34 protein-coding genes are annotated in these 17,284 nt (G+C 40.8%); 33 read left to right on the top strand and 1 reads right to left on the bottom strand.

All coding sequences use genetic code 11. The annotated features are described in order from the left end of the window. Positions 1 to 71 precede the first annotated feature (71 nt). Positions 72 to 245, top strand: coding sequence for a hypothetical protein (locus CZ434_RS21950; RefSeq protein WP_179107175.1), 174 nt, complete (start codon positions 72 to 74; stop codon positions 243 to 245). A 35-nt stretch (positions 246 to 280) separates the two neighbouring features. On the opposite strand, the gene CZ434_RS04645 is transcribed toward CZ434_RS21950, so the two are convergent. Continuing rightward, entirely contained in the window at positions 281 to 493 is a 213-nt protein-coding gene (locus CZ434_RS04645) for a helix-turn-helix domain-containing protein (protein ID WP_077622036.1), read from the bottom strand. Between the two features lie 145 nt (positions 494 to 638). Here CZ434_RS04645 and CZ434_RS04640 point away from each other — a divergent pair, with 145 nt between their 5' ends. From CZ434_RS04640 to CZ434_RS04505, 32 genes are all read left to right on the top strand, one after another. Beyond that, on the top strand, positions 639 to 878 hold the full coding sequence (locus CZ434_RS04640) for a helix-turn-helix domain-containing protein (protein WP_077622035.1): 240 nt from the start codon (positions 639 to 641) through the stop codon (positions 876 to 878). Between the two features lie 3 nt (positions 879 to 881). Next, complete coding sequence (locus CZ434_RS04635) at positions 882 to 1,706, top strand: DUF4373 domain-containing protein (protein WP_077622034.1); 825 nt, start codon at positions 882 to 884, stop codon at positions 1,704 to 1,706. Further along, positions 1,693 to 3,708, top strand: coding sequence for a DnaB-like helicase C-terminal domain-containing protein (locus tag CZ434_RS04630; protein ID WP_077622033.1), 2,016 nt, complete (start codon positions 1,693 to 1,695; stop codon positions 3,706 to 3,708). The genes CZ434_RS04635 and CZ434_RS04630 overlap by 14 nt, the downstream gene beginning before the upstream one ends. Before the next feature lie 11 nt (positions 3,709 to 3,719). After that, complete coding sequence (locus CZ434_RS04625) at positions 3,720 to 4,151, top strand: DUF3310 domain-containing protein (RefSeq protein ID WP_218668308.1); 432 nt, start codon at positions 3,720 to 3,722, stop codon at positions 4,149 to 4,151. Beyond that, a complete protein-coding gene (locus CZ434_RS04620) occupies positions 4,105 to 4,548 on the top strand; it encodes an HNH endonuclease (RefSeq protein WP_077622032.1) in 444 nt (147 codons plus the stop codon). The genes CZ434_RS04625 and CZ434_RS04620 overlap by 47 nt, the downstream gene beginning before the upstream one ends. Then, on the top strand, positions 4,511 to 4,681 hold the full coding sequence (locus CZ434_RS21945) for a hypothetical protein (protein ID WP_179107174.1): 171 nt from the start codon (positions 4,511 to 4,513) through the stop codon (positions 4,679 to 4,681). The genes CZ434_RS04620 and CZ434_RS21945 overlap by 38 nt, the downstream gene beginning before the upstream one ends. Continuing rightward, on the top strand, positions 4,681 to 4,968 hold the full coding sequence (locus tag CZ434_RS04615) for a hypothetical protein (RefSeq protein WP_077622031.1): 288 nt from the start codon (positions 4,681 to 4,683) through the stop codon (positions 4,966 to 4,968). The genes CZ434_RS21945 and CZ434_RS04615 overlap by 1 nt, the downstream gene beginning before the upstream one ends. Continuing rightward, entirely contained in the window at positions 4,965 to 5,276 is a 312-nt protein-coding gene (locus CZ434_RS04610; protein ID WP_077622030.1) for a hypothetical protein, read from the top strand. Before CZ434_RS04615 ends, CZ434_RS04610 begins: the two co-directional genes overlap by 4 nt. Beyond that, on the top strand, positions 5,273 to 5,578 hold the full coding sequence (locus tag CZ434_RS04605) for a hypothetical protein (RefSeq protein ID WP_077622029.1): 306 nt from the start codon (positions 5,273 to 5,275) through the stop codon (positions 5,576 to 5,578). The genes CZ434_RS04610 and CZ434_RS04605 overlap by 4 nt, the downstream gene beginning before the upstream one ends. After that, positions 5,578 to 5,985, top strand: a complete 408-nt coding sequence (locus tag CZ434_RS04600; protein WP_077622028.1) for a hypothetical protein — start codon at positions 5,578 to 5,580, stop codon at positions 5,983 to 5,985. Before CZ434_RS04605 ends, CZ434_RS04600 begins: the two co-directional genes overlap by 1 nt. A 430-nt stretch (positions 5,986 to 6,415) precedes the next feature. After that, on the top strand, positions 6,416 to 6,820 hold the full coding sequence (locus CZ434_RS04595; RefSeq protein ID WP_077622027.1) for a single-stranded DNA-binding protein: 405 nt from the start codon (positions 6,416 to 6,418) through the stop codon (positions 6,818 to 6,820). An 11-nt stretch (positions 6,821 to 6,831) separates the two neighbouring features. Next, on the top strand, positions 6,832 to 7,515 hold the full coding sequence (locus CZ434_RS04590) for a sigma-70 family RNA polymerase sigma factor (RefSeq protein ID WP_077622026.1): 684 nt from the start codon (positions 6,832 to 6,834) through the stop codon (positions 7,513 to 7,515). Continuing rightward, the gene (locus CZ434_RS04585) at positions 7,512 to 7,712 is read left to right on the top strand and encodes a hypothetical protein (RefSeq protein WP_077622025.1); all 201 of its coding nucleotides are present in this window, start codon (positions 7,512 to 7,514) and stop codon (positions 7,710 to 7,712) included. Before CZ434_RS04590 ends, CZ434_RS04585 begins: the two co-directional genes overlap by 4 nt. Beyond that, the gene (locus CZ434_RS04580; protein WP_077622024.1) at positions 7,694 to 8,197 is read left to right on the top strand and encodes a dUTP diphosphatase; all 504 of its coding nucleotides are present in this window, start codon (positions 7,694 to 7,696) and stop codon (positions 8,195 to 8,197) included. Before CZ434_RS04585 ends, CZ434_RS04580 begins: the two co-directional genes overlap by 19 nt. Then, complete coding sequence (locus tag CZ434_RS04575; protein ID WP_077622023.1) at positions 8,194 to 8,406, top strand: hypothetical protein; 213 nt, start codon at positions 8,194 to 8,196, stop codon at positions 8,404 to 8,406. The genes CZ434_RS04580 and CZ434_RS04575 overlap by 4 nt, the downstream gene beginning before the upstream one ends. Further along, complete coding sequence (locus CZ434_RS21940; RefSeq protein WP_179107173.1) at positions 8,403 to 8,579, top strand: hypothetical protein; 177 nt, start codon at positions 8,403 to 8,405, stop codon at positions 8,577 to 8,579. Before CZ434_RS04575 ends, CZ434_RS21940 begins: the two co-directional genes overlap by 4 nt. Further along, entirely contained in the window at positions 8,572 to 8,859 is a 288-nt protein-coding gene (locus CZ434_RS04570) for a hypothetical protein (protein WP_077622022.1), read from the top strand. The genes CZ434_RS21940 and CZ434_RS04570 overlap by 8 nt, the downstream gene beginning before the upstream one ends. 142 nt (positions 8,860 to 9,001) lie before the next feature. Continuing rightward, positions 9,002 to 9,193, top strand: a complete 192-nt coding sequence (locus CZ434_RS04565) for a hypothetical protein (protein ID WP_077622021.1) — start codon at positions 9,002 to 9,004, stop codon at positions 9,191 to 9,193. A 57-nt stretch (positions 9,194 to 9,250) separates the two neighbouring features. After that, positions 9,251 to 9,493 (top strand): hypothetical protein, encoded by a 243-nt coding sequence (locus CZ434_RS04560; RefSeq protein WP_077622020.1) that lies wholly within the window; start codon positions 9,251 to 9,253, stop codon positions 9,491 to 9,493. Then, positions 9,486 to 9,815: a hypothetical protein gene (locus CZ434_RS04555; RefSeq protein WP_077622019.1), complete on the top strand. Its 330-nt coding sequence runs from the start codon at positions 9,486 to 9,488 to the stop codon at positions 9,813 to 9,815. Before CZ434_RS04560 ends, CZ434_RS04555 begins: the two co-directional genes overlap by 8 nt. Before the next feature lie 12 nt (positions 9,816 to 9,827). Then, positions 9,828 to 10,271, top strand: coding sequence for a hypothetical protein (locus CZ434_RS04550; protein ID WP_077622018.1), 444 nt, complete (start codon positions 9,828 to 9,830; stop codon positions 10,269 to 10,271). Positions 10,272 to 10,560: 289 nt separating this feature from the next. Continuing rightward, positions 10,561 to 10,929, top strand: coding sequence for a hypothetical protein (locus tag CZ434_RS04545; RefSeq protein ID WP_077622017.1), 369 nt, complete (start codon positions 10,561 to 10,563; stop codon positions 10,927 to 10,929). Then, the gene (locus tag CZ434_RS04540) at positions 10,929 to 11,240 is read left to right on the top strand and encodes a hypothetical protein (RefSeq protein ID WP_077622016.1); all 312 of its coding nucleotides are present in this window, start codon (positions 10,929 to 10,931) and stop codon (positions 11,238 to 11,240) included. Before CZ434_RS04545 ends, CZ434_RS04540 begins: the two co-directional genes overlap by 1 nt. A 1-nt stretch (position 11,241) precedes the next feature. Continuing rightward, entirely contained in the window at positions 11,242 to 12,345 is a 1,104-nt protein-coding gene (locus tag CZ434_RS04535) for a hypothetical protein (protein ID WP_077622015.1), read from the top strand. Further along, a complete protein-coding gene (locus CZ434_RS04530) occupies positions 12,342 to 12,626 on the top strand; it encodes a hypothetical protein (RefSeq protein WP_077622014.1) in 285 nt (94 codons plus the stop codon). Before CZ434_RS04535 ends, CZ434_RS04530 begins: the two co-directional genes overlap by 4 nt. Further along, the gene (locus tag CZ434_RS21935; RefSeq protein ID WP_179107172.1) at positions 12,623 to 12,799 is read left to right on the top strand and encodes a hypothetical protein; all 177 of its coding nucleotides are present in this window, start codon (positions 12,623 to 12,625) and stop codon (positions 12,797 to 12,799) included. The genes CZ434_RS04530 and CZ434_RS21935 overlap by 4 nt, the downstream gene beginning before the upstream one ends. Then, entirely contained in the window at positions 12,796 to 12,933 is a 138-nt protein-coding gene (locus tag CZ434_RS21930) for a hypothetical protein (protein ID WP_179107171.1), read from the top strand. The genes CZ434_RS21935 and CZ434_RS21930 overlap by 4 nt, the downstream gene beginning before the upstream one ends. Before the next feature lie 15 nt (positions 12,934 to 12,948). Then, positions 12,949 to 13,272, top strand: a complete 324-nt coding sequence (locus CZ434_RS04525) for a hypothetical protein (protein WP_077622013.1) — start codon at positions 12,949 to 12,951, stop codon at positions 13,270 to 13,272. A gap of 53 nt (positions 13,273 to 13,325) precedes the next feature. Continuing rightward, the gene (locus CZ434_RS04520) at positions 13,326 to 13,763 is read left to right on the top strand and encodes a hypothetical protein (protein WP_077622012.1); all 438 of its coding nucleotides are present in this window, start codon (positions 13,326 to 13,328) and stop codon (positions 13,761 to 13,763) included. Then, positions 13,741 to 14,991 carry a PBSX family phage terminase large subunit gene (locus CZ434_RS04515; RefSeq protein ID WP_077622011.1) on the top strand — a complete coding sequence of 417 codons (1,251 nt, stop codon included), beginning with the start codon at positions 13,741 to 13,743 and terminating at the stop codon, positions 14,989 to 14,991. Before CZ434_RS04520 ends, CZ434_RS04515 begins: the two co-directional genes overlap by 23 nt. 14 nt (positions 14,992 to 15,005) lie before the next feature. Beyond that, a complete protein-coding gene (locus CZ434_RS04510) occupies positions 15,006 to 16,397 on the top strand; it encodes a phage portal protein (RefSeq protein ID WP_077622010.1) in 1,392 nt (463 codons plus the stop codon). After that, the gene (locus CZ434_RS04505) at positions 16,390 to 17,277 is read left to right on the top strand and encodes a phage head morphogenesis protein (RefSeq protein WP_077622009.1); all 888 of its coding nucleotides are present in this window, start codon (positions 16,390 to 16,392) and stop codon (positions 17,275 to 17,277) included. Before CZ434_RS04510 ends, CZ434_RS04505 begins: the two co-directional genes overlap by 8 nt. Positions 17,278 to 17,284 lie beyond the last annotated feature (7 nt).

Here is a 17,284-nt window from a genome sequence, read left to right as displayed (position 1 = left end):
CTTCTCTGCCAGCTATGCTATGTGCAGATACCGGAGGAGGAGCGTACACGGGATATATTGGAGGGGAGAGCATGGGCGAAATAAAGGATTTCAAGCCATATGAAGTAGTTGAGTTTGATTGGGGAACAGCAGTCCGTCACAGGAATGGTAAGTGGGAAAAGTTATTCATCAGTCCGGACGGCCAAGAGATAGATGTAACCAATATTGAAGTTATCTTGCATGGTAACGGAATTGAATTCATTTAGGAACACCAGTTCTAATGAAGGGTAAAAAAAGAGGATTATTCCTCTTCTTCATCAAGATAAAGCAGATCACCAGGCTCGCAATCAAACAGTTTACAAAGCCTGTATATCGTATCAAAAGCAATAGTGCTGCTCTCTTCATTAAACAACTTGGAGATGGTGGTTCTGCTCAACCCCGTTGCTTCATGAACATCTTTAATATTCATTTTCTTTTGCGCCATAAGGATACGCAAATTATTTTTGACTATCATTTTGAAACACCTCTTTAACTTATTAGTATATTCGTAGTGTACACATTCATACCTAATAAATAAACTTTTTCGCAAATAATAACCACATAGTTGTTTACAGTAACCATATAATAGTTTATACTTATATTCAAGGGGAGGGAAAATAATGCCAAAACAACCAAAAGAAAAAGTTGAAAATGTTGAATTCAACTTACACGAACTTATGGCTAGAAAGAAAATACGAAAAGTAACTGATCTAGCCGAAGTAACTGGAATATCTCGCACAGTCCTTTACGACTTGTCAAACGGCAATAAGCGCTCTGTACGATTGGATACATTGGTAAGAATTTGCAAAGCGCTAGATTGCGAGATAGGAGATTTAATTAAGTTAAAAAGAGAGGTGTGATAAGTGGCAAAAGAAGCATATTACTTTTCGCATGATGCTAACGCTAGGCAAGATGAAAAGATTTTGATGTTAAGAGCAGAACACGGTTGGGAAGGTTACGGCATTTACTGGGCCTTAGTTGAAATGATGTTTGAAAGTAGCGACTCTGCTTTACATCATCAAAAGGTAAAAGGGATAGCCGTTAGTTACAACATAGATATAACACTGTTAGAAAGTGTTATTAACACATGTATAACAGAAGATTTATTTGTTAGTGATGGAGAAAAGTTTTGGAGTGACAGTCTCAAAAGAAGAAAGAACAAATACCAGGAATTGAAAGAGAAGAAAGCGGAAGCTGGCAGAAAAGGCATGGCTAAACGGTGGGGAAATCAACAAAACAATAACACTGTTATATCAGATGATAACAACACTAATAACACTGATATAACAAAAAATAACAAAGGAAAGGAAAGTAAAGAAAAGGAAAGGAAAGAAAAATATAGAGATTATGTATATCTCACCAAAGATGAATACGAACGTCTTGTTTCCGAATACGGTCAATCAGTAACAGATTCCAAGATTGAGGATTTAGACACATATCTTAGCAACAAAGGAAAAAACAAATACAAAGATCACAACAAAACAATTCGTAACTGGATGAAGAGAGATGGAGTTAAGACTCTCGAAGAACAAAAGCCGAAAGAGAAGAACGAAGATGAAAAGCAGCATGAACGCATCCAGGAATTAAAGGCTGTCAAAAGGTTATCACGTGCTTATTATGAGATGACCAATGAGGGACACATATACGATGAAGCGGTAAAGGAGTTGGAACGTCTTGAACAACTTTGAACTCATTAAAGACAAAGTAAAACTATATGACCTATTAGATGCAGACCTGGAACTAAAAAAGAGTGGACGAGTTCATAAGGCGTTATGTCCATTTCATGACGAGCGCACACCATCCTTTACCTATTATCCGCAAAGTGATACCTTTCATTGTTTCGGTTGTCACAAGGGTGGCACGGTCATTGATTATGTAATGGAAAAGGAAAACATCAAAGAGCCATATGAAGCAGTCGCCTTTATTGCAGATAGAAACAATTTAGTGATCGAGGGATTTGACAGGGAAGCGATTGAACGAAAAAAAGAAACGGTCAAAAAGAACCGTTCCCATGCTGCCGAGAATTTCCGTAACAGGAAGAAAGCCGAACAATTCTTGGCGGAACGCGGCTTCCAACCTGATACAACAAAAACATATGGTATTGGTTACAGTATAGCACAAAACGCTATATACATACCATACCTGGACACATACGGGAATGTAGTAGGCGGCACTTATCGTCACTTGGAAGAAGGAAAGCCCAAATATGAAAACAGCGCAGAAGATGAAGTATTCAAAAAATCTGAACTGTTATACGGATTGGATAAAGCACGTCACCATATCAAGGATAAAGTTTTCATCGTAGAAGGTTACTTTGATGTATTGGCTCTTTATCAGATGGGTTACAAGGAATCCGTTGCATTTTGCGGCTCATACCTAACAGACGGACAAGCATCTTTGTTATCTAAGTATATACAACGAAACACCAAAATATACCTCATTCCCGATAATGATAAAACAGGATTGCAAAACGTTGGCCGGAACATCAAAACATTGCGAAATAAGATTAGGAGCAACCCGATCAGTGTCATCAAGTTTCCAGATGGAATCAAAGATGCAAATGACGTATTGAAGTACGGGGCGCATGTAGATGATTTTGAATCCGAACATCATGAACTCTTTTTACTTAAACAAGAATTAGATAAATGCCTGGAGCAAGTGGACGAATACGAAACAGCTAAAGATTTTGTGAAGTACACCACCAATAAGATGATACGAGCAGAAATGGCTGATTATCTGGCGGAAAGATGGAGTAAATCAAAAGAGCTTGTATTCGATTACATGGAAACAGATGAAAGCACCATGGATAGAGCAGACGATATTCAAGACTTCTCCACCATCAAAGAGAAATTCAAAGTAGCTGCCAGGGATAGCGTTCATAATCGAGTATATTTCAATCTCAAAAAGCCTGACTTGCAAGTGAAGGGCATGAAACGGAAAGAAGTCGCTTATCTGATGGGTAGAGCTGGATCAGGTAAAACAACTTTCATTTTGAACTTTATCTATAACCTGGTATTCAAACAAAGCAAAAACGTTATATTCAACTCTTTGGAATTGGCAGGGGAGAACATTGCTCCTCAATTAATGCAGATACACCTTGACCAAACGGAAGAAGCAGTAACGGAATTGATGTTGAATGATGACCCGAGTCTTGACCCGATTTATGAAACGCTGGACAAGCATTTACGAGTGATTGACAGAAGCGGTCAAAGCCTAAAGGACATTGAAAACTATGCCAATGAGTGTAATGAATATCACTTTGACGGACAAGTGGACGTTATCATGATTGACTACTTCGGTTACATCAAGCGAGAAGGAAAAAGAAGCAGTTACGACGAGTATTCGGAGATTGCTAGAGAAATAAAACAGATGGCAAAACGATTAAACTGCTTGGTATTCGTTTTAACACAGACAAACCGATCCGGCGGAGATGGAAGCGAACCACTCACAATGGATGCGGCCAGGGACTCCGGAGCTATCGAGGAAAGCGGAGATTATGTATTCGGTGTATATAGGCCGGCAGCCAAGGCGGAGGTAGAAGAAGCTGATAAAACTCCTGACTTTGACCATGAATATTATCTACAATACCTCAAAAACAGATGGGGCGGCGTTGGAAAGAGCCTATTACACTTTGACCCTACCACAAAGCGGATAACGGATTTTGATGAATGGAAAAAGAGAGTTTATTAAGGAGTGAATCCATGAACGATTACGAAAAGGAATATCAATTCTTGATGACGGTAGTAGCTGAAAAACTGGAAAACGGGGAGCTGCATGATGAAGGAGTGCAAGCACTCATTAACAAGGTGGAGAGAGTGTACTTCCTTGGATTCCAGGCAGGACGGGAGCAAGAAGAAAAGTATAGCAATTACAAAGAATCAAACGTTAATCATCCTACTCATTACCAAGGCAAAACAGAAGTGATCGACATCATTGAACAGGGGGTGGAAGGGTTGCAAGGACTGGATGCCTTCTGCATGGGAAACGTCATCAAATACGTTATGCGGCATGGCAAGAAAGGCGGCAAGGAAGATTTGGAAAAAGCAAGCTGGTATCTCAATAAAGTAATCGAAGGAGATGGACAAGATGCTAAACGAATTCAATCCAGTCCCAAAGCCGAAGCACAAGCGTAGCACACCGAAGAAGAAACAACGTGGCGCAATCTCACAAAAGGAATATGACAAGACGGTTGAACAACATGGAGCTTTTTGTTTCTGGTGTGGCCGAGGAGAAAACCTGGAATGTCATCATGTGATACCTAAAGGATTCAGCAGATACCGGAATGGACGGGGGAAATTCAGGAATTTAAGGTTTCTCTGCAAGGAGCATCATGACCAGGTAGATGGCAGCGAGGAAATGAGGCAGGAGTTGGAACAGTACCACAAGACATTATACGGACCACACTTCTACAAAGATGAATACGATTTGATGGCAGAAGGCTTGATTACGGATAAAGACCAATTTGAAAAATTCATGAAGGGAGAGGAAGCACGTGTTAAGAGACAAGGATATAGTCCTGAAGAATGGTGAGAGCAGAATGTATCAGGTGGAAGGAAATGTGGTGGATGTCAGCGGCACAAAGGCGGTCAAGTTGAAAGGCGAAGGAGATAAGCTGTTTGATGTGGAGCTGCTGCAAAAAGTGGACTTTGGAGTTGAGTGGTAATGGCGAAAATCGTGATATGCAAAGAGTGCGGAGAGGAAGGGAAGCATCGTGCGTTCGGATTGTGCAATCGCTGCCACTGGAAACAAGCGAAAAAGAAGAAATTGGAGAAACCCTGGTCACAGGATGATCTCGAATATATCTGTAAATTCAGCTTCATTGGTGACACCATGCTTGCCGAAGGTATTGGACGACCGACATGGAGCGTGACAGCCAAGCTGAAAGAGCTGAAAGCGAATGGCAAGTATGAAGAGTATATCAAATCTTACTTGAAGAAGATGGCAGAATGAGTAGGCCGAAACGATACATCATCTGTCCGGTATGTGAAGAAGAACAGGAACACCATAGCAAAGGGTGCTGCAAGAAATGTTATTACAAGGTATGGGCGAAAAATAACAGGAAGCCAAAACCTAAAGCGATATGGTCACAAGACGATCTGGAATATATATGCGCTTATGAAAAAGTGGAGACACCCAACATGCTGGCTATCGGGATTAGAAAGACCGTGAGTGAAGTATTGGAAAAATTGGACGAGTTGAAAGCAAACGGTATGTACTGGGAGTATAAAAAATCATACGAAAGGAAGTTAGAGGAATGAGTGAAGCACAACCGAAAGAAAAAAGAGTCTTGCTAACAGTCGGTAATTGCAGAGTCAGAGAATACGACAGTCTGAATGTCCAGATTGAGCGATATGAAACGTACTACAACCCAAAAACAAAAGAACAGACACAGGGATGGAAATTTAAAGGCTATTCCGCAACCATTTTAAGGGCTTTGCTGACCATCCAGAGGGATAACCTTCTAATCAATCAAAACGCTGTCAGCGACTTGGAAACGTATCTAAACGAGGTGCATAAATCCAACGAACAATTAAAAGAAGCGATCGAGGAGGTAGTGTGATGAGTGAATGGCTTACTACTGGAGAAATGATTGATAAGTTAAAGATTGGTGAGGTTGCAAAGTTACAAGAAAATTTAGAATTATCAGATGAAGAAGGAGTGTTATTTGACCGGGTTTTCAAGGATAATGATGGAGATATTTTGTGGTGTAACGAAGATAAAACAATACAAGCTGCAACACCAATTATATTGTATGGTCACACTCTGAATTGGAAATGGCGTATCCTCGAAAACTATGTATCTTTTGAAGAAGCAATGGCTGCATTAAAGGCGGGAAAGAAAGTTGAATTGCACCGTAAAAGTTATCCGGAAAAGACGGTGTTCAGAAATTGGTACACACTTGAGACTAGAGAAGACTTAACTTTTTCAGATTTATTTAGCGGAAAATGGACGATAGAAAATGACTAAAATTTATGTCCGAGAAACACTAACCAGGAATACAGACGGTGAGGAATTGGTAGTGGTTAGGACATATGAAAGCAAACCTTTAATTTTTGACTATATTGTGTTTGTGAGGCAATAAGAATCCGACTCTAATTATGAGTCAAGATGGTAAATGACACAAGAGAACAAATATTCCCATTAGAAGGTGACTAAATGGAGCTATTCAGAGGAATGAAATACGCTTTACTACCTTCCCTGATCCTATGGGCTATCGTCATAAAGATTATTACTTGGATATTTTAGGAGGAGATTGAGTGAGAAACCTTTTCTCAGTATTACTATCTTTCCCGCTTTATTACCTGGTGTGGAATTCAGAACAATTATGGTTTTTGGTTCCGTTAGTCTTACTTCAAATATTAGCAGGACTTAATTTTGAAATTGGGAGGAAATATTAATGAGTTTAAATCGTGTAATTTTGGCTGGCAGGTTAGTACGTGATCCGGAGCTTCGTTATTCACCTAATGGAGTCGGTGTCTGTAACTTTACTATAGCTGTCGGAAGAAACTTTAAGAGCAACAATGGACAAGATGCCGATTTCATCAACTGTGTTGTATTCAAAGGCGGCGCTGAAAGTCTGGCTAACTATCAGAGAAAAGGAAACTTGATCGGGGTGGATGGGCGTTTGCAGTCACGTTCTTATGATGACAAGGACGGTAAGAAAGTATTCGTTACAGAAGTTGTGGCTGATTCTGTTCAATTCCTGGAATCGAAAAAAGAAGGCAACCAGCAGCAGAATGATAAACCATACGGAAATGATGCTGAACCAACTAACCTGGATGAATCTCAATTACCGTTTTGAGGGGGATTATAATGGATTGCTCTAAAGCGACTAATAAACAGTTATGGATCATCTTTCAAGAGGATTGGGACGTTCCAAAAGAATTAATGAAACCTCTTGTAGAAGAAGCGTTCCAAAGAAACCTATTTGACAATCTAATCAAGCATCTAATCAATAAAATGTTTAACCGCTTTTCCAACATGAGGAGATACCACTTCAAAGATTTATTCCAACATGGATATATAGGTGTGGTGAGTGCATTAAAGGCATATAAACCGGGCAAGGGTTCTTTTAAGACCTTTGCCTACCTCACCATCAAAGCAGAGTTTCTAAAGCTCATAGTTAAAGAGAACAGCCAAAAAAGAGAACATGAAAAAGACATGATTTCCCTAAATGTACCACAGCATGACGATAACGAAACCAGCTTCCTGGATCAACTGGCAGATAATAACCGAAATGTAGAGAAAACAGTATTAAGCAAAATGTACTGGAGAGAAGAATTAAACAAGTTATCTCCAAGAGAGCAGGAAGTCCTTATTTATTTCTCACAAGGATATACCCTTAGTGAAATGGCTGAAATGTACAAATTGAAATCATCAGTCAGCTTGCATCGGCAAATGAACAGAGCTTTTATGAAGTTGAATCCAAACAGACCGAAAGTGAGTCTCAAGGAGTTGGGGATTGTGACCAGGAGAAAGGATATGGTCGGGGCATGAACCAAACAACGCTTTATGACTTTATAGAGGACATCCCCCAAGAAGGTGACATTATCGAAACCAGAGAAGGAAAGATAAGGATTTTAGGACGGACTACTACTTGGGGCGGAACAGAACTAATGCTTTATGCGGATCCAAAGAATTATTTAAAAGGTGTACTGATGGATGAAATAAACGAATGGAGGGAGAAACTTTGAAAGTTAAAAGACTAAGGGAATCAGCAGTCATTCCAACATACGCAAAACAGTTTGATAGTGGATTTGATTTAGTAGCTGCCGAAGATGTGGTTATTGCACCAGGAGAAACAAAACTTGTACCCACTGGATTGGCTTTCGAGATACCAGAAGGATATGAGATACAGGTAAGACCACGATCGGGAATGACACTGAAAACGAGATTGAGAGTCCAATTCGGAACTGTGGATGCAGGGTACCGGGGAGATGTAGGAATCATCGTAGACAATATTTCTCGAGACAATTGGAGTAATGCCGCGAGACTCATAAACAATTCTTATGCATATGAAACATTAGATGAATGTATCCCTGGTTCATATTTAATCAAAACAGGGGACCGGATAGCACAAGGAGTTATAGCGGCAGTTGAACATACCACCTTTGAAGAAGTGGACGATCTGAACGAAACGGAGAGAGGAACAAACGGTTACGGGAGCACCGGGATATGAAAGTTCCAGTACGAGAATGGGATAAACGCAAATTTGTCAGGGAGTGCCGCAGGAAAGAAGCAGACGGATATGAATGTGTAAGAGGGATGAAAACTATATACGTTTATCATAAGCGATTTAAACAATACAAAAACAGCTATGAGTTCCAGGAGAAAGAAGAAGATGCCTATTATGAAGCGATATATGAGAAAAAGGAGATGGAGAAATGAACAATACAGAAGCTAAATTAAAATATACAGAAAACCAGCTACTTAACGAACGCCAGCGCCGATTATGGGCGGAGAACGATAAAGAGAAAGCAGAACAAATGAACGTAAATCTATGGACGGCAATAATCCTCATGGCAATAACGATTATCATGTTGGTGCTGTTCAATGGGTAAGGCGAGCAGGGACAAAGGGCAGCGCAGGGAACGGGAATTTGCAGAGTTGATCGGTGGGAGGAGAATTCCTCTCTCCGGCGCTCAAGACGGCTTTCCGAACGATGTAGAGGGAATGGGTCTCCAATGGGAAGTAAAAGCCAAGAAGGACGGTTATAAGACGATATATGACTATGTATTGGATGAACGGGAGAAACCGGATGCAGTAGCTTTAAAGGCAGACAGGAAACCATGGTTAGTGGTGATGACTCTGGATAAATTTAAGGAGCTGATGGGTGAATGATCTGGTATTTACTCCGCAATAAAGAAGGACAAGAGGTACGGACGGACGACTACGGGAGAGTAGCCTACTGGCAGGGGTTAGGATATATCCTCATGAGCGAGATAGACCTATCGGATGCAAGCAAGTGTAAGGAGGGGCAATCATGAAAATATTGACAAACTCCCAATATGAAACCCTTGTGAGGGATGCGCTTGAATCGGGATATAAAAAGGGATGGAACCAAGGTTTTGATGATGGTTATCAAGAAGGAATGAAAGCTGAAAAGGAAGGCGTTCACATTAACGGTACGGGTCTATACTACTTCAATAACGAGGAAGTGAAAAACAATGCTTGAACTGGCATTGTGTATCTTTTGCCTATCTGGTGCTGTGCATGATGGAGGGGGATTGAGATGAATTTCATAGTACAAACAAGCCAAAAGAAAACGGAACGACGCGACTCATTCGGAAGACCGCAATTAAGCGATTGGGATACTCATAGCGAATTCACTTCATTTCCATTAGCAGATGCGGAAGCGAAAAGATTGATAAAGGAAACTCCATTAGATGCTGAACAAGTGAGAGTGGTTGAGGTAGTGGCTAATTATTCATCACATATTGTTGTTGAGACAAAAAAGCGTGATGAAAATGGCTGAATTACAAGAAGTAGTAAACATGATGATGGAAACATCAAAACGAATCGACAAAGCGACACGCACCATCTACAAGCTGGCTGATAAGAAAGCAGAAACAGAAAGAGTGTATAGATCATTGCTCGCACAAGAAATCATCAAACTGAAAGAACAGGGGATGCCAGCAACACTAATCGCAGACGTAGCCCGTGGTAACATGGCGCTCATGAAATTTGAACGGGATGCTGCAAGGGATGTATTCAACAGCGCAAGGGATAGCTTGAGGGCGTTGGAAGTGCAGGCATCGGTTCTCCAAACAATAAGTAGATACAATTCAGATGTGTAGGGGGGGAGTGACATGGAAATAATGAAGAACTATTCTGATATAACAGTAGAGATTGAACTAATCAAAGAACAGATTAAATTTACGGAATGGGAATTGGAATATTGGTTCGGAATTAAATTCCATGACGAAAACATTGATGGAATACCTCTCGCTAGTAAGGGCTCCTTCAAATACGGAACGGAAACAGCATTAATCCAGGCTCAAAAGAAACTAACTTCTCTCAACAAACTATACGAGCAATTAGAAAGCTACGAGAGCGCAAAAAAGAAAATGGATAAACTTATACATGCCTTAGATGGACTGGAATACAAAATAGCATATAAACGGATTGTTGAAGAGAAAACACATCAAGAAATAGCAGACGAGCTTGGTTACACGCATGATTACATCAGAAAAAAATGGTCAAATTATCAAAGAACGCACATTGATAACACAGAAAGTATTGTAAAATTATAATATCATGGTAGTATAGAAAGTTTATACGATATATTGATTTCACAACAATCTTAGCAAACGGGAGTTGTAGAAGGCAACTCAATCCCAACCACTTACCTGACTCTGGATCGGGTAGGTGGTTTTTAATTTGAACGGATGATGAAAATGAAACTACGAGAAAACGAATACGAGCAACTATGCAAAAACTGCCCATTCCTGCGTAAAGGCTACAAGCGAGTATGCACATATGGAATGGGATGCTACAAGAAAGCCTTATATAATCAAATTCTCCATCAGAGGAGGGGAAACGATGCTTAGAATAGCGAAAGATTCAGGGTTAACGGATGTAGTATCAGATGATGGGAGCAACCCGATCCAAACGCAACACCCGATTAGCGGAAGCTCCGAAACCATCCAAGCATACCTATTCAACGATGACAGCACAAAACGGTATGAAAGCATCACGATAACACCAGAGGACACGACAGATACAGACGAATCATCCTGGATTGAATTATCCTTAGATGGGACGAATTTTTCTTCATCCATCAGTCCTGCTGACATATCCGATACAAGCGCACATGCTTTTTATGTAAGAGTCACCACTCCGAGCGTATCCGATACGCAAAACAAGACGGATATTAAGTTATCTGTCACAGGTACGGAGTTTGCTGTCTGATGAAGAAATCCATCCGTGGCAGATTGAAGGCGAAAACACAGGCGGATAAGGATAGCATCGTCAAGAGTATCAACAAATATGAACTATGGAAATTAGATACACAGGACTTTACAGGGGATGAAACAGCAGAGCCTTCTTTCAACTTTGAAGCATGGGTGAACACGGAAACCGATAAGAATAACCTCTTCTCCGACATGAAAAAGAAAGTCGATGAATTATCAGGGGAAATTGATTGGCATGACTGCACCCATGACGAGAAGGAGAAGAAACCTTGTAAAATAGCCGAGAAGTATGAGAAGAAGGTGAATTAAAATGTACCTTCAAATGGATGGTGTGGATGATAAGCTTTCTCTTCCTTCTATGACTCTCAAGGATATCGTGATGGACATAGAAATATCTGATTCTAATGAATCAGGCCGTCATGATTATGCTGATTATGGAGGGGATACCGGAACAACTGCACAATTTTACAGACAAGATGGAGATACAAAGGAAAACGCAAACACTTTTTTGGTGGATGGTGTAGAAAGAGCAGAAGTTACACCCTTAAATAGAGTAACTCTAAAATTAGTGGGTTGGATTGATTATACAGGTCCAGGTACTATATTTTCACACCCCGTTAACCCGTATTTTATGAATGGTAAAATTTGGGGTGTCAAAGTCTATGACAATTCCGGTTCTTTAGTCGCCCATTACGACATGTCCACCGGAACCGTACAAGACCAATCAGGAAACGGTAACCATGCTACCTTATACGGCGGTACATGGGTAGATGACGGTGGAGGAGAAGAACCGACAGGCGAGGAAGTATCTTACACATACGACATAGAAAACCGTCTGTATGCAGAACGCACAAACAGTTACGACATGAAGCAATCCATCTATGAAGAAGTGATAAACTCCTTTGATGCCAAAATCGACATGTATCAGGATATAAGCCAATCCTACAATACAGCGCAAATCATCTATGAAACCGTAACGAACCTATACGATACCTTCCAAGAAATATACAGTGACAGCATCGTAAGGACATGGAACTATGACTTATCCCTTTCTCTTTATGCGGAGAAGGAACATATATACGATACAAAGCAAGCATGGTACACCAATCAAGAAACCCTGGCAGACTTGGAACAGGCGATATATAAGGCAACCACAGCAGAAGGAGATATTAACCTTGTCATCTATGCAGACAGGCAGGAGACAATAGACACGCTCCAGGAGTTATATAATCCTGTTAGCTACGAATACGATACAAGGCAAACCTTCTACGATGAAGATAAGTCGATAGTCAGGCGCATACGGCTGGAGGGAGAAAGAAACCTCAATGTGTATGTGGCAGGGGAAAGGCGATTGAACGTAACCATCCCCGGAGAAAGAAAACTAAACGTCACGGTAAAGGGCGTGATTCAATGATAACGATGTATGCAGGAGATACGCTGAACATTACAATTCCTGTAACGGAAAACGGAAACCCGGTCGATTTATCCGGTGCTACGGTAAAGTGGAGACTGGATGACATAGAAAGAAACACGGCTACGATAAACACGAATGACTTTGTGGTGAAGATTGTTCCTGCTGATACGGAAGGGAAACATGGTAACTTCACTTTTGAGGCGGAGATAACCGATCAGGCGGGGAATGTGAGTACGGTGGTGCAGGAGAGAGTCTATATAATGAAGGGAGAGATAACATGAATTATGCAGTAGTCATAAAAGAATTAGGGATACACGAGGTATCTGGTGTTAATTACATTGCATTTGCGGAGGGAAAGACTATTTTCTACGGTGAAGAAGATAAAATACTCCTTGCGATAAATGATGATGAATTGAATCTGTTTTATTTGTGCGATGAGGGTGTCGAGCAATGACTGATTTGGAGATGATATACAAAGCTCACGGCTATGATAGCTTAGAAAAGTTATACAACGCTTTGAGAGATGACATTATTTCAAGCGCAAAAGAAAAACAACCCATTGACTATATAAACGAATCATATCAATAACCTGGAGGGGATGGAATGAACCATATAAACAGAGTGCTCCGGAATGAATTAGAAAGATTGGAAACAGATAAAAACTGGGCCGATAAACACAGGAGAGACTTATTGGACGAATTGAAAAGGAACGGCAAGCATATCAAGGAACTGGATAAGAGAATCAAAGAAGTGAAAGAAGCCTTGCCTGATTATGATACAAGCCCTAATTGTGATTCGGTCATATGGACAGATAAATATACAAGGAAAGATTCACCCGAAATACAAGTAACATTAGACGGTAGAGAGTTCGCTGAAAAGGCAATTGAATATATTGACCCCGATCAAAAAATATTCAGGAAAGTGTAAATCATAAACGAATAACCAGTTACCTATAAGGTGGGAGGGAGGCTTATAAGGATATGGCGGGTAGAAAATCCAGATGGGAAGAATTAGAGATGGATGATAAACTCTTGCTTGTTGAAGGATGGGCGAGAGATGGACATACCGATAAAGACATGATGGAAATGTTAGGTGTGAGTCATGATGTGTTCTACAAATGGAAACGAGAAAAGAAAGAATTTAATGATGCCTTAAAAAAGGGCAAAGAGGTTGTCGACCGACAAGTAGAAAATGCTCTGCTTCAATCTGCATTAGGGTTCCGATACCAAGAACAGACAGTCACGAATAAAGGTGATGTGGTAGACGTTGAGAAGTACGAGAAACCGAACACGACAGCTCAAATATTCTGGTTGAAGAATCGAAAGCCGGATGTGTGGAGAGATAAACAGGACATTAAGCATGAGGGAGATTTAGGGTTAAACGTGGTGGTTGATTATGGCGACGATGACGAAGGTTAAAGTCGGATTTAATAAGTCATTCAAAGAAGCTAACCAATCCAAGAAACGTTACCGCATCATGAAAGGGTCTGCCGGTTCTGGTAAATCGGTGAATGTGGCCCAGGATTTCATTATCAAGCTATCCGATCCAAAGTATAAAGGCGCTAACTTATTGTGCGTTCGTAAAGTGGATGTATCTAACAGACATTCCACCTTCTCCGAGCTAAAAGGTGCTATCAACAAGATATACGGGGATAAGGCAGATAATTACTGGTATGTGAACGAAAGCGCCATGACATTGAAATCATTGGTTACAGGGAATGAAGTTATATTCCGTGGTGTGCAGCATGAGAAAGACAGGGAGAAACTAAAGTCTATCAACTTCCCGAATGGTAAATTGACTTGGATATGGATTGAAGAAGCTACCGAGCTATATGAAGCAGATGTGGATATACTGGATGACCGTCTGCGTGGGATACTGGAGAATCCGAATCTTTATTATCAAATCACCATGACGTTTAACCCTGTATCTGCACAGCATTGGATTAAGAAGAAATACTTCGACTATAAAGACGATGATATATTCACCCATCATTCCACTTATTTGAATAATCGCTTCATTGACGAAGCTTATCATAGACGGATGGAACGAAGGAAAGAGCAAGACCCGGAAGGTTACCGGATATACGGTCTTGGAGAATGGGGAGAAGTTGGTGGATTAATCCTGACCAACATTAAAATCCATGAGTTTGAATCAGACTTATCAAGATTCGATAGTAAGATATATTCGCAAGACTTTGGTTATAATCACGCTAATGCAATCCTCGATCTTGGATATAAAGATGGGGATATTTTTGTGTGTGATGAAATATACGAGTATGAAAAAGACACAGACGAATTAATCAAGATTGCAAATGAAAGAGGATTGAATAAACGGTTGCAAATGCCCTGCGATTCTGCTGAACCAGACCGTATAAAAATGTGGAAAAAAGCAGGATATAGAGCTTACCCCGTTAAAAAGGGTCAAGGTAGTGTGAACGCACAAATTGACTGGTTAAAGCAACGCACAATCCATATTCATCCAAGGTGCGTGAATACCATCAAAGAGATACATCAATGGAAATGGCGCAAGGATGAAAAGTTAAATATATATCTGGATGAACCAGTAAATATCTTTGATGATGCCATGGCAGCTCTTAGATATGGTGGTTCCCATTACATGAAACCGACAATGACATTCGTAAACTAAAGGCAGGTGAAAACATGTACCCTAATGAACCCACTCACACAGAAGAGTTAATCCAAGCCATAGAAGAAAACTCTCCCCGAATAACGGATATCCTAAAGGCATATATAGACGAACACGACACGACAGACATGCTTGAAGGGATAAAGTATTATTACAAGGAAAACGACATCACAGAGCGCATTATTTACAAATATGACAATGACGGCGTTAAGCATCCTGACTATGAAGCAACCAACAACAAGCTGGCATCCGGCTGGCATAAGCTGTTGGTTGACCAGAAAACCTCTTATCTTGTAGGTGATCCCGTTACGATAGGCAGCAAGACCGACCAGGATATAGAAGTTATCCTTGATACATTGGGAGATGAGTTTGACGATACATTACCGGAATTGGTGACTGCTGCATCCAATAAAGGGGTGGAATGGCTGCATCCTTACATTGATGAAGAAGGAAACTTTGATTACATCATCATCCCGGCACAAGAGTTTATACCGATTTACGACAATACCAAGCGAAAGAATCTCATAAACGGCATCAGGGTGTATGAACTGGATGACGGCACACTAAAGATTGAGTTGTGGGATACCGAAATGGTTACCTTTTATGAAATGGTACATGGAAACATCGAATTGGATGCTTCTATTGAAGTGAATCCACAGTCTCATTGGTATAAAGGGGAAAACGGCTTCGGATGGGGTAAGGTTCCATTCGTTGAGTTTGCTAACAACAGTAAAAAAGTTGGAGATTTAACCTTTTACAAGGACTTTATAGATGCTTACGACAACTTAACAAGCGATACTACCAACACTCTTGAGGACATTCAAGAGATTTTTTATGTGCTTAGAGGATACTCCGGTACTGATATGGACCAAGCAGTAACCAATCTGAAACGATATAAGGGTGCTGCTGTTGATGCGGAAGGCGGTATCGAAACCGTCAAGGCAGAAGTTCCGGTGGACAGCATTGAGAAGTTCTTAGATCGTATTGTGGGAGACATATACCAATTCGGACAAGGAGTTAATACGAATACCGATAAGTTCGGTAACAGCCCATCAGGTATTGCGCTCAAGTTCTTATTCTCCTTACTCGATATGAAAGCCAATGTCCTGGAAAGAAAGTTTGCCAAAGGGTTAAGGCAATTCATGTGGTTTGTATGTGAATATCTTGGAGAAACCAATCAAGGGAACTTTGACCACAAGGACATCACGTTTACGTTTAACAAAGCGATGTTAATGAATGAAGCAGAACAAGTTGACATGCTTATGAAGAGTCCGGAGTTGTCTGTTCGGACGAAGATGGAGAACCATCCGATGGTTACGGATGCACAGGTGGAAATGGCTAGGCGAGAAGAAGAGAACGAAGGCATGATTGACCTCGATAATGAGGAAGTAGAGGAAGATGAATAAGAAACAACGTCAAGCTGCTAAACGGTTGGATAACCTGGAAAGGGAGTTTGAACGAGAGCTTATTCGCAATTACCAAATATCCTTGAAAGAACTACGGTCCAAGATTGCGAAGATATACCAGGAATATGACGGTGATTGGTATGAGATGCAGAAATACAATCGCCTTTCTAAACTGGAAAAAGAAATTGCCAAGGAGATAGGCAAGCTCACGGGTAAGAACGCCCAAACGCTGAAGAAAAGCCAGCGGCACATTTATGAAGAGGGCTATTACCAAACAGCTTACATCTTATCCGATGCAGTAAACGCAGACTTAGGCTTTGCGCTCTTGGATAAAGATGAAATAGAGAGGGCTATCGAAAATCCGTTAGATCGTATCGGTTTCTTGGAACGCAACCGGGATAATCAGCAGCGACTAACCAGGCAATTAAGAGAAAACTTAGCACAAGGGTTAATACAAGGGGAGTCTTTCCGAAGTACAGCCAAACGAATCAAAGAGAGAATGGATGTAGGGGCAAGCAAGGCTCTCACCATTGCCCGAACAGAAAACCATAGAGTAAGAGAACAATCACGGCATGATGGCATGGTAAAAGCATCCGAGGCTGGATTGAGATTGAAGAAGGTATGGATAGCTGCACAACAGGATAGAACAAGAGAGGCTCACTCAGAGGCAGATGGCCAAGAAAGATATATTGATGAACCATTTGAAGTGGACGGGGAAGAGTTGATGTATCCTGGCGACCCATCCGGTAGTGCAGACAACGTAATTAATTGCCGTTGTGACATGTTGGAAGTACCGGACGGATTTGAAAGCAATGCAAGCGCCGTGCAGAATGTCAGTTATGATTCCTATGACGATTTCAAATCCAACCTGTCGAAATAAGCCACGT

The organism is Sediminibacillus massiliensis (genome assembly GCF_900156915.1).
Taxonomy (GTDB): domain Bacteria; phylum Bacillota; class Bacilli; order Bacillales; family Amphibacillaceae; genus Sediminibacillus_A; species Sediminibacillus_A massiliensis.
The sequence above is the reverse complement of the archived record's forward strand: the minus strand, read 5'-3'. Positions and strand labels throughout refer to the sequence as shown.

Bases quoted from the DNA above. Each gene is read 5' to 3' on its own strand.
- CZ434_RS21950 (WP_179107175.1), top strand. From the start codon at position 72: ATGGGCGAAATAAAGGATTTCAAGCCATATGAAGTAGTTGAGTTTGAT.
- CZ434_RS04645 (WP_077622036.1), bottom strand. From the start codon at position 493: ATGATAGTCAAAAATAATTTGCGTATCCTTATGGCGCAAAAGAAAATG.
- CZ434_RS04640 (WP_077622035.1), top strand. From the start codon at position 639: ATGCCAAAACAACCAAAAGAAAAAGTTGAAAATGTTGAATTCAACTTA.
- CZ434_RS04625 (WP_218668308.1), top strand. From the start codon at position 3,720: ATGAACGATTACGAAAAGGAATATCAATTCTTGATGACGGTAGTAGCT.
- CZ434_RS04620 (WP_077622032.1), top strand. From the start codon at position 4,105: ATGCTAAACGAATTCAATCCAGTCCCAAAGCCGAAGCACAAGCGTAGC.
- CZ434_RS04615 (WP_077622031.1), top strand. From the start codon at position 4,681: ATGGCGAAAATCGTGATATGCAAAGAGTGCGGAGAGGAAGGGAAGCAT.
- CZ434_RS04610 (WP_077622030.1), top strand. From the start codon at position 4,965: ATGAGTAGGCCGAAACGATACATCATCTGTCCGGTATGTGAAGAAGAA.
- CZ434_RS04605 (WP_077622029.1), top strand. From the start codon at position 5,273: ATGAGTGAAGCACAACCGAAAGAAAAAAGAGTCTTGCTAACAGTCGGT.
- CZ434_RS04600 (WP_077622028.1), top strand. From the start codon at position 5,578: ATGAGTGAATGGCTTACTACTGGAGAAATGATTGATAAGTTAAAGATT.
- CZ434_RS04595 (WP_077622027.1), top strand. From the start codon at position 6,416: ATGAGTTTAAATCGTGTAATTTTGGCTGGCAGGTTAGTACGTGATCCG.
- CZ434_RS04590 (WP_077622026.1), top strand. From the start codon at position 6,832: ATGGATTGCTCTAAAGCGACTAATAAACAGTTATGGATCATCTTTCAA.
- CZ434_RS04585 (WP_077622025.1), top strand. From the start codon at position 7,512: ATGAACCAAACAACGCTTTATGACTTTATAGAGGACATCCCCCAAGAA.
- CZ434_RS04580 (WP_077622024.1), top strand. From the start codon at position 7,694: ATGGAGGGAGAAACTTTGAAAGTTAAAAGACTAAGGGAATCAGCAGTC.
- CZ434_RS04575 (WP_077622023.1), top strand. From the start codon at position 8,194: ATGAAAGTTCCAGTACGAGAATGGGATAAACGCAAATTTGTCAGGGAG.
- CZ434_RS21940 (WP_179107173.1), top strand. From the start codon at position 8,403: ATGAACAATACAGAAGCTAAATTAAAATATACAGAAAACCAGCTACTT.
- CZ434_RS04570 (WP_077622022.1), top strand. From the start codon at position 8,572: ATGGGTAAGGCGAGCAGGGACAAAGGGCAGCGCAGGGAACGGGAATTT.
- CZ434_RS04565 (WP_077622021.1), top strand. From the start codon at position 9,002: ATGAAAATATTGACAAACTCCCAATATGAAACCCTTGTGAGGGATGCG.
- CZ434_RS04560 (WP_077622020.1), top strand. From the start codon at position 9,251: ATGAATTTCATAGTACAAACAAGCCAAAAGAAAACGGAACGACGCGAC.
- CZ434_RS04555 (WP_077622019.1), top strand. From the start codon at position 9,486: ATGGCTGAATTACAAGAAGTAGTAAACATGATGATGGAAACATCAAAA.
- CZ434_RS04550 (WP_077622018.1), top strand. From the start codon at position 9,828: ATGGAAATAATGAAGAACTATTCTGATATAACAGTAGAGATTGAACTA.
- CZ434_RS04545 (WP_077622017.1), top strand. From the start codon at position 10,561: ATGCTTAGAATAGCGAAAGATTCAGGGTTAACGGATGTAGTATCAGAT.
- CZ434_RS04540 (WP_077622016.1), top strand. From the start codon at position 10,929: ATGAAGAAATCCATCCGTGGCAGATTGAAGGCGAAAACACAGGCGGAT.
- CZ434_RS04535 (WP_077622015.1), top strand. From the start codon at position 11,242: ATGTACCTTCAAATGGATGGTGTGGATGATAAGCTTTCTCTTCCTTCT.
- CZ434_RS04530 (WP_077622014.1), top strand. From the start codon at position 12,342: ATGATAACGATGTATGCAGGAGATACGCTGAACATTACAATTCCTGTA.
- CZ434_RS21935 (WP_179107172.1), top strand. From the start codon at position 12,623: ATGAATTATGCAGTAGTCATAAAAGAATTAGGGATACACGAGGTATCT.
- CZ434_RS21930 (WP_179107171.1), top strand. From the start codon at position 12,796: ATGACTGATTTGGAGATGATATACAAAGCTCACGGCTATGATAGCTTA.
- CZ434_RS04525 (WP_077622013.1), top strand. From the start codon at position 12,949: ATGAACCATATAAACAGAGTGCTCCGGAATGAATTAGAAAGATTGGAA.
- CZ434_RS04520 (WP_077622012.1), top strand. From the start codon at position 13,326: ATGGCGGGTAGAAAATCCAGATGGGAAGAATTAGAGATGGATGATAAA.
- CZ434_RS04515 (WP_077622011.1), top strand. From the start codon at position 13,741: ATGGCGACGATGACGAAGGTTAAAGTCGGATTTAATAAGTCATTCAAA.
- CZ434_RS04510 (WP_077622010.1), top strand. From the start codon at position 15,006: ATGTACCCTAATGAACCCACTCACACAGAAGAGTTAATCCAAGCCATA.
- CZ434_RS04505 (WP_077622009.1), top strand. From the start codon at position 16,390: ATGAATAAGAAACAACGTCAAGCTGCTAAACGGTTGGATAACCTGGAA.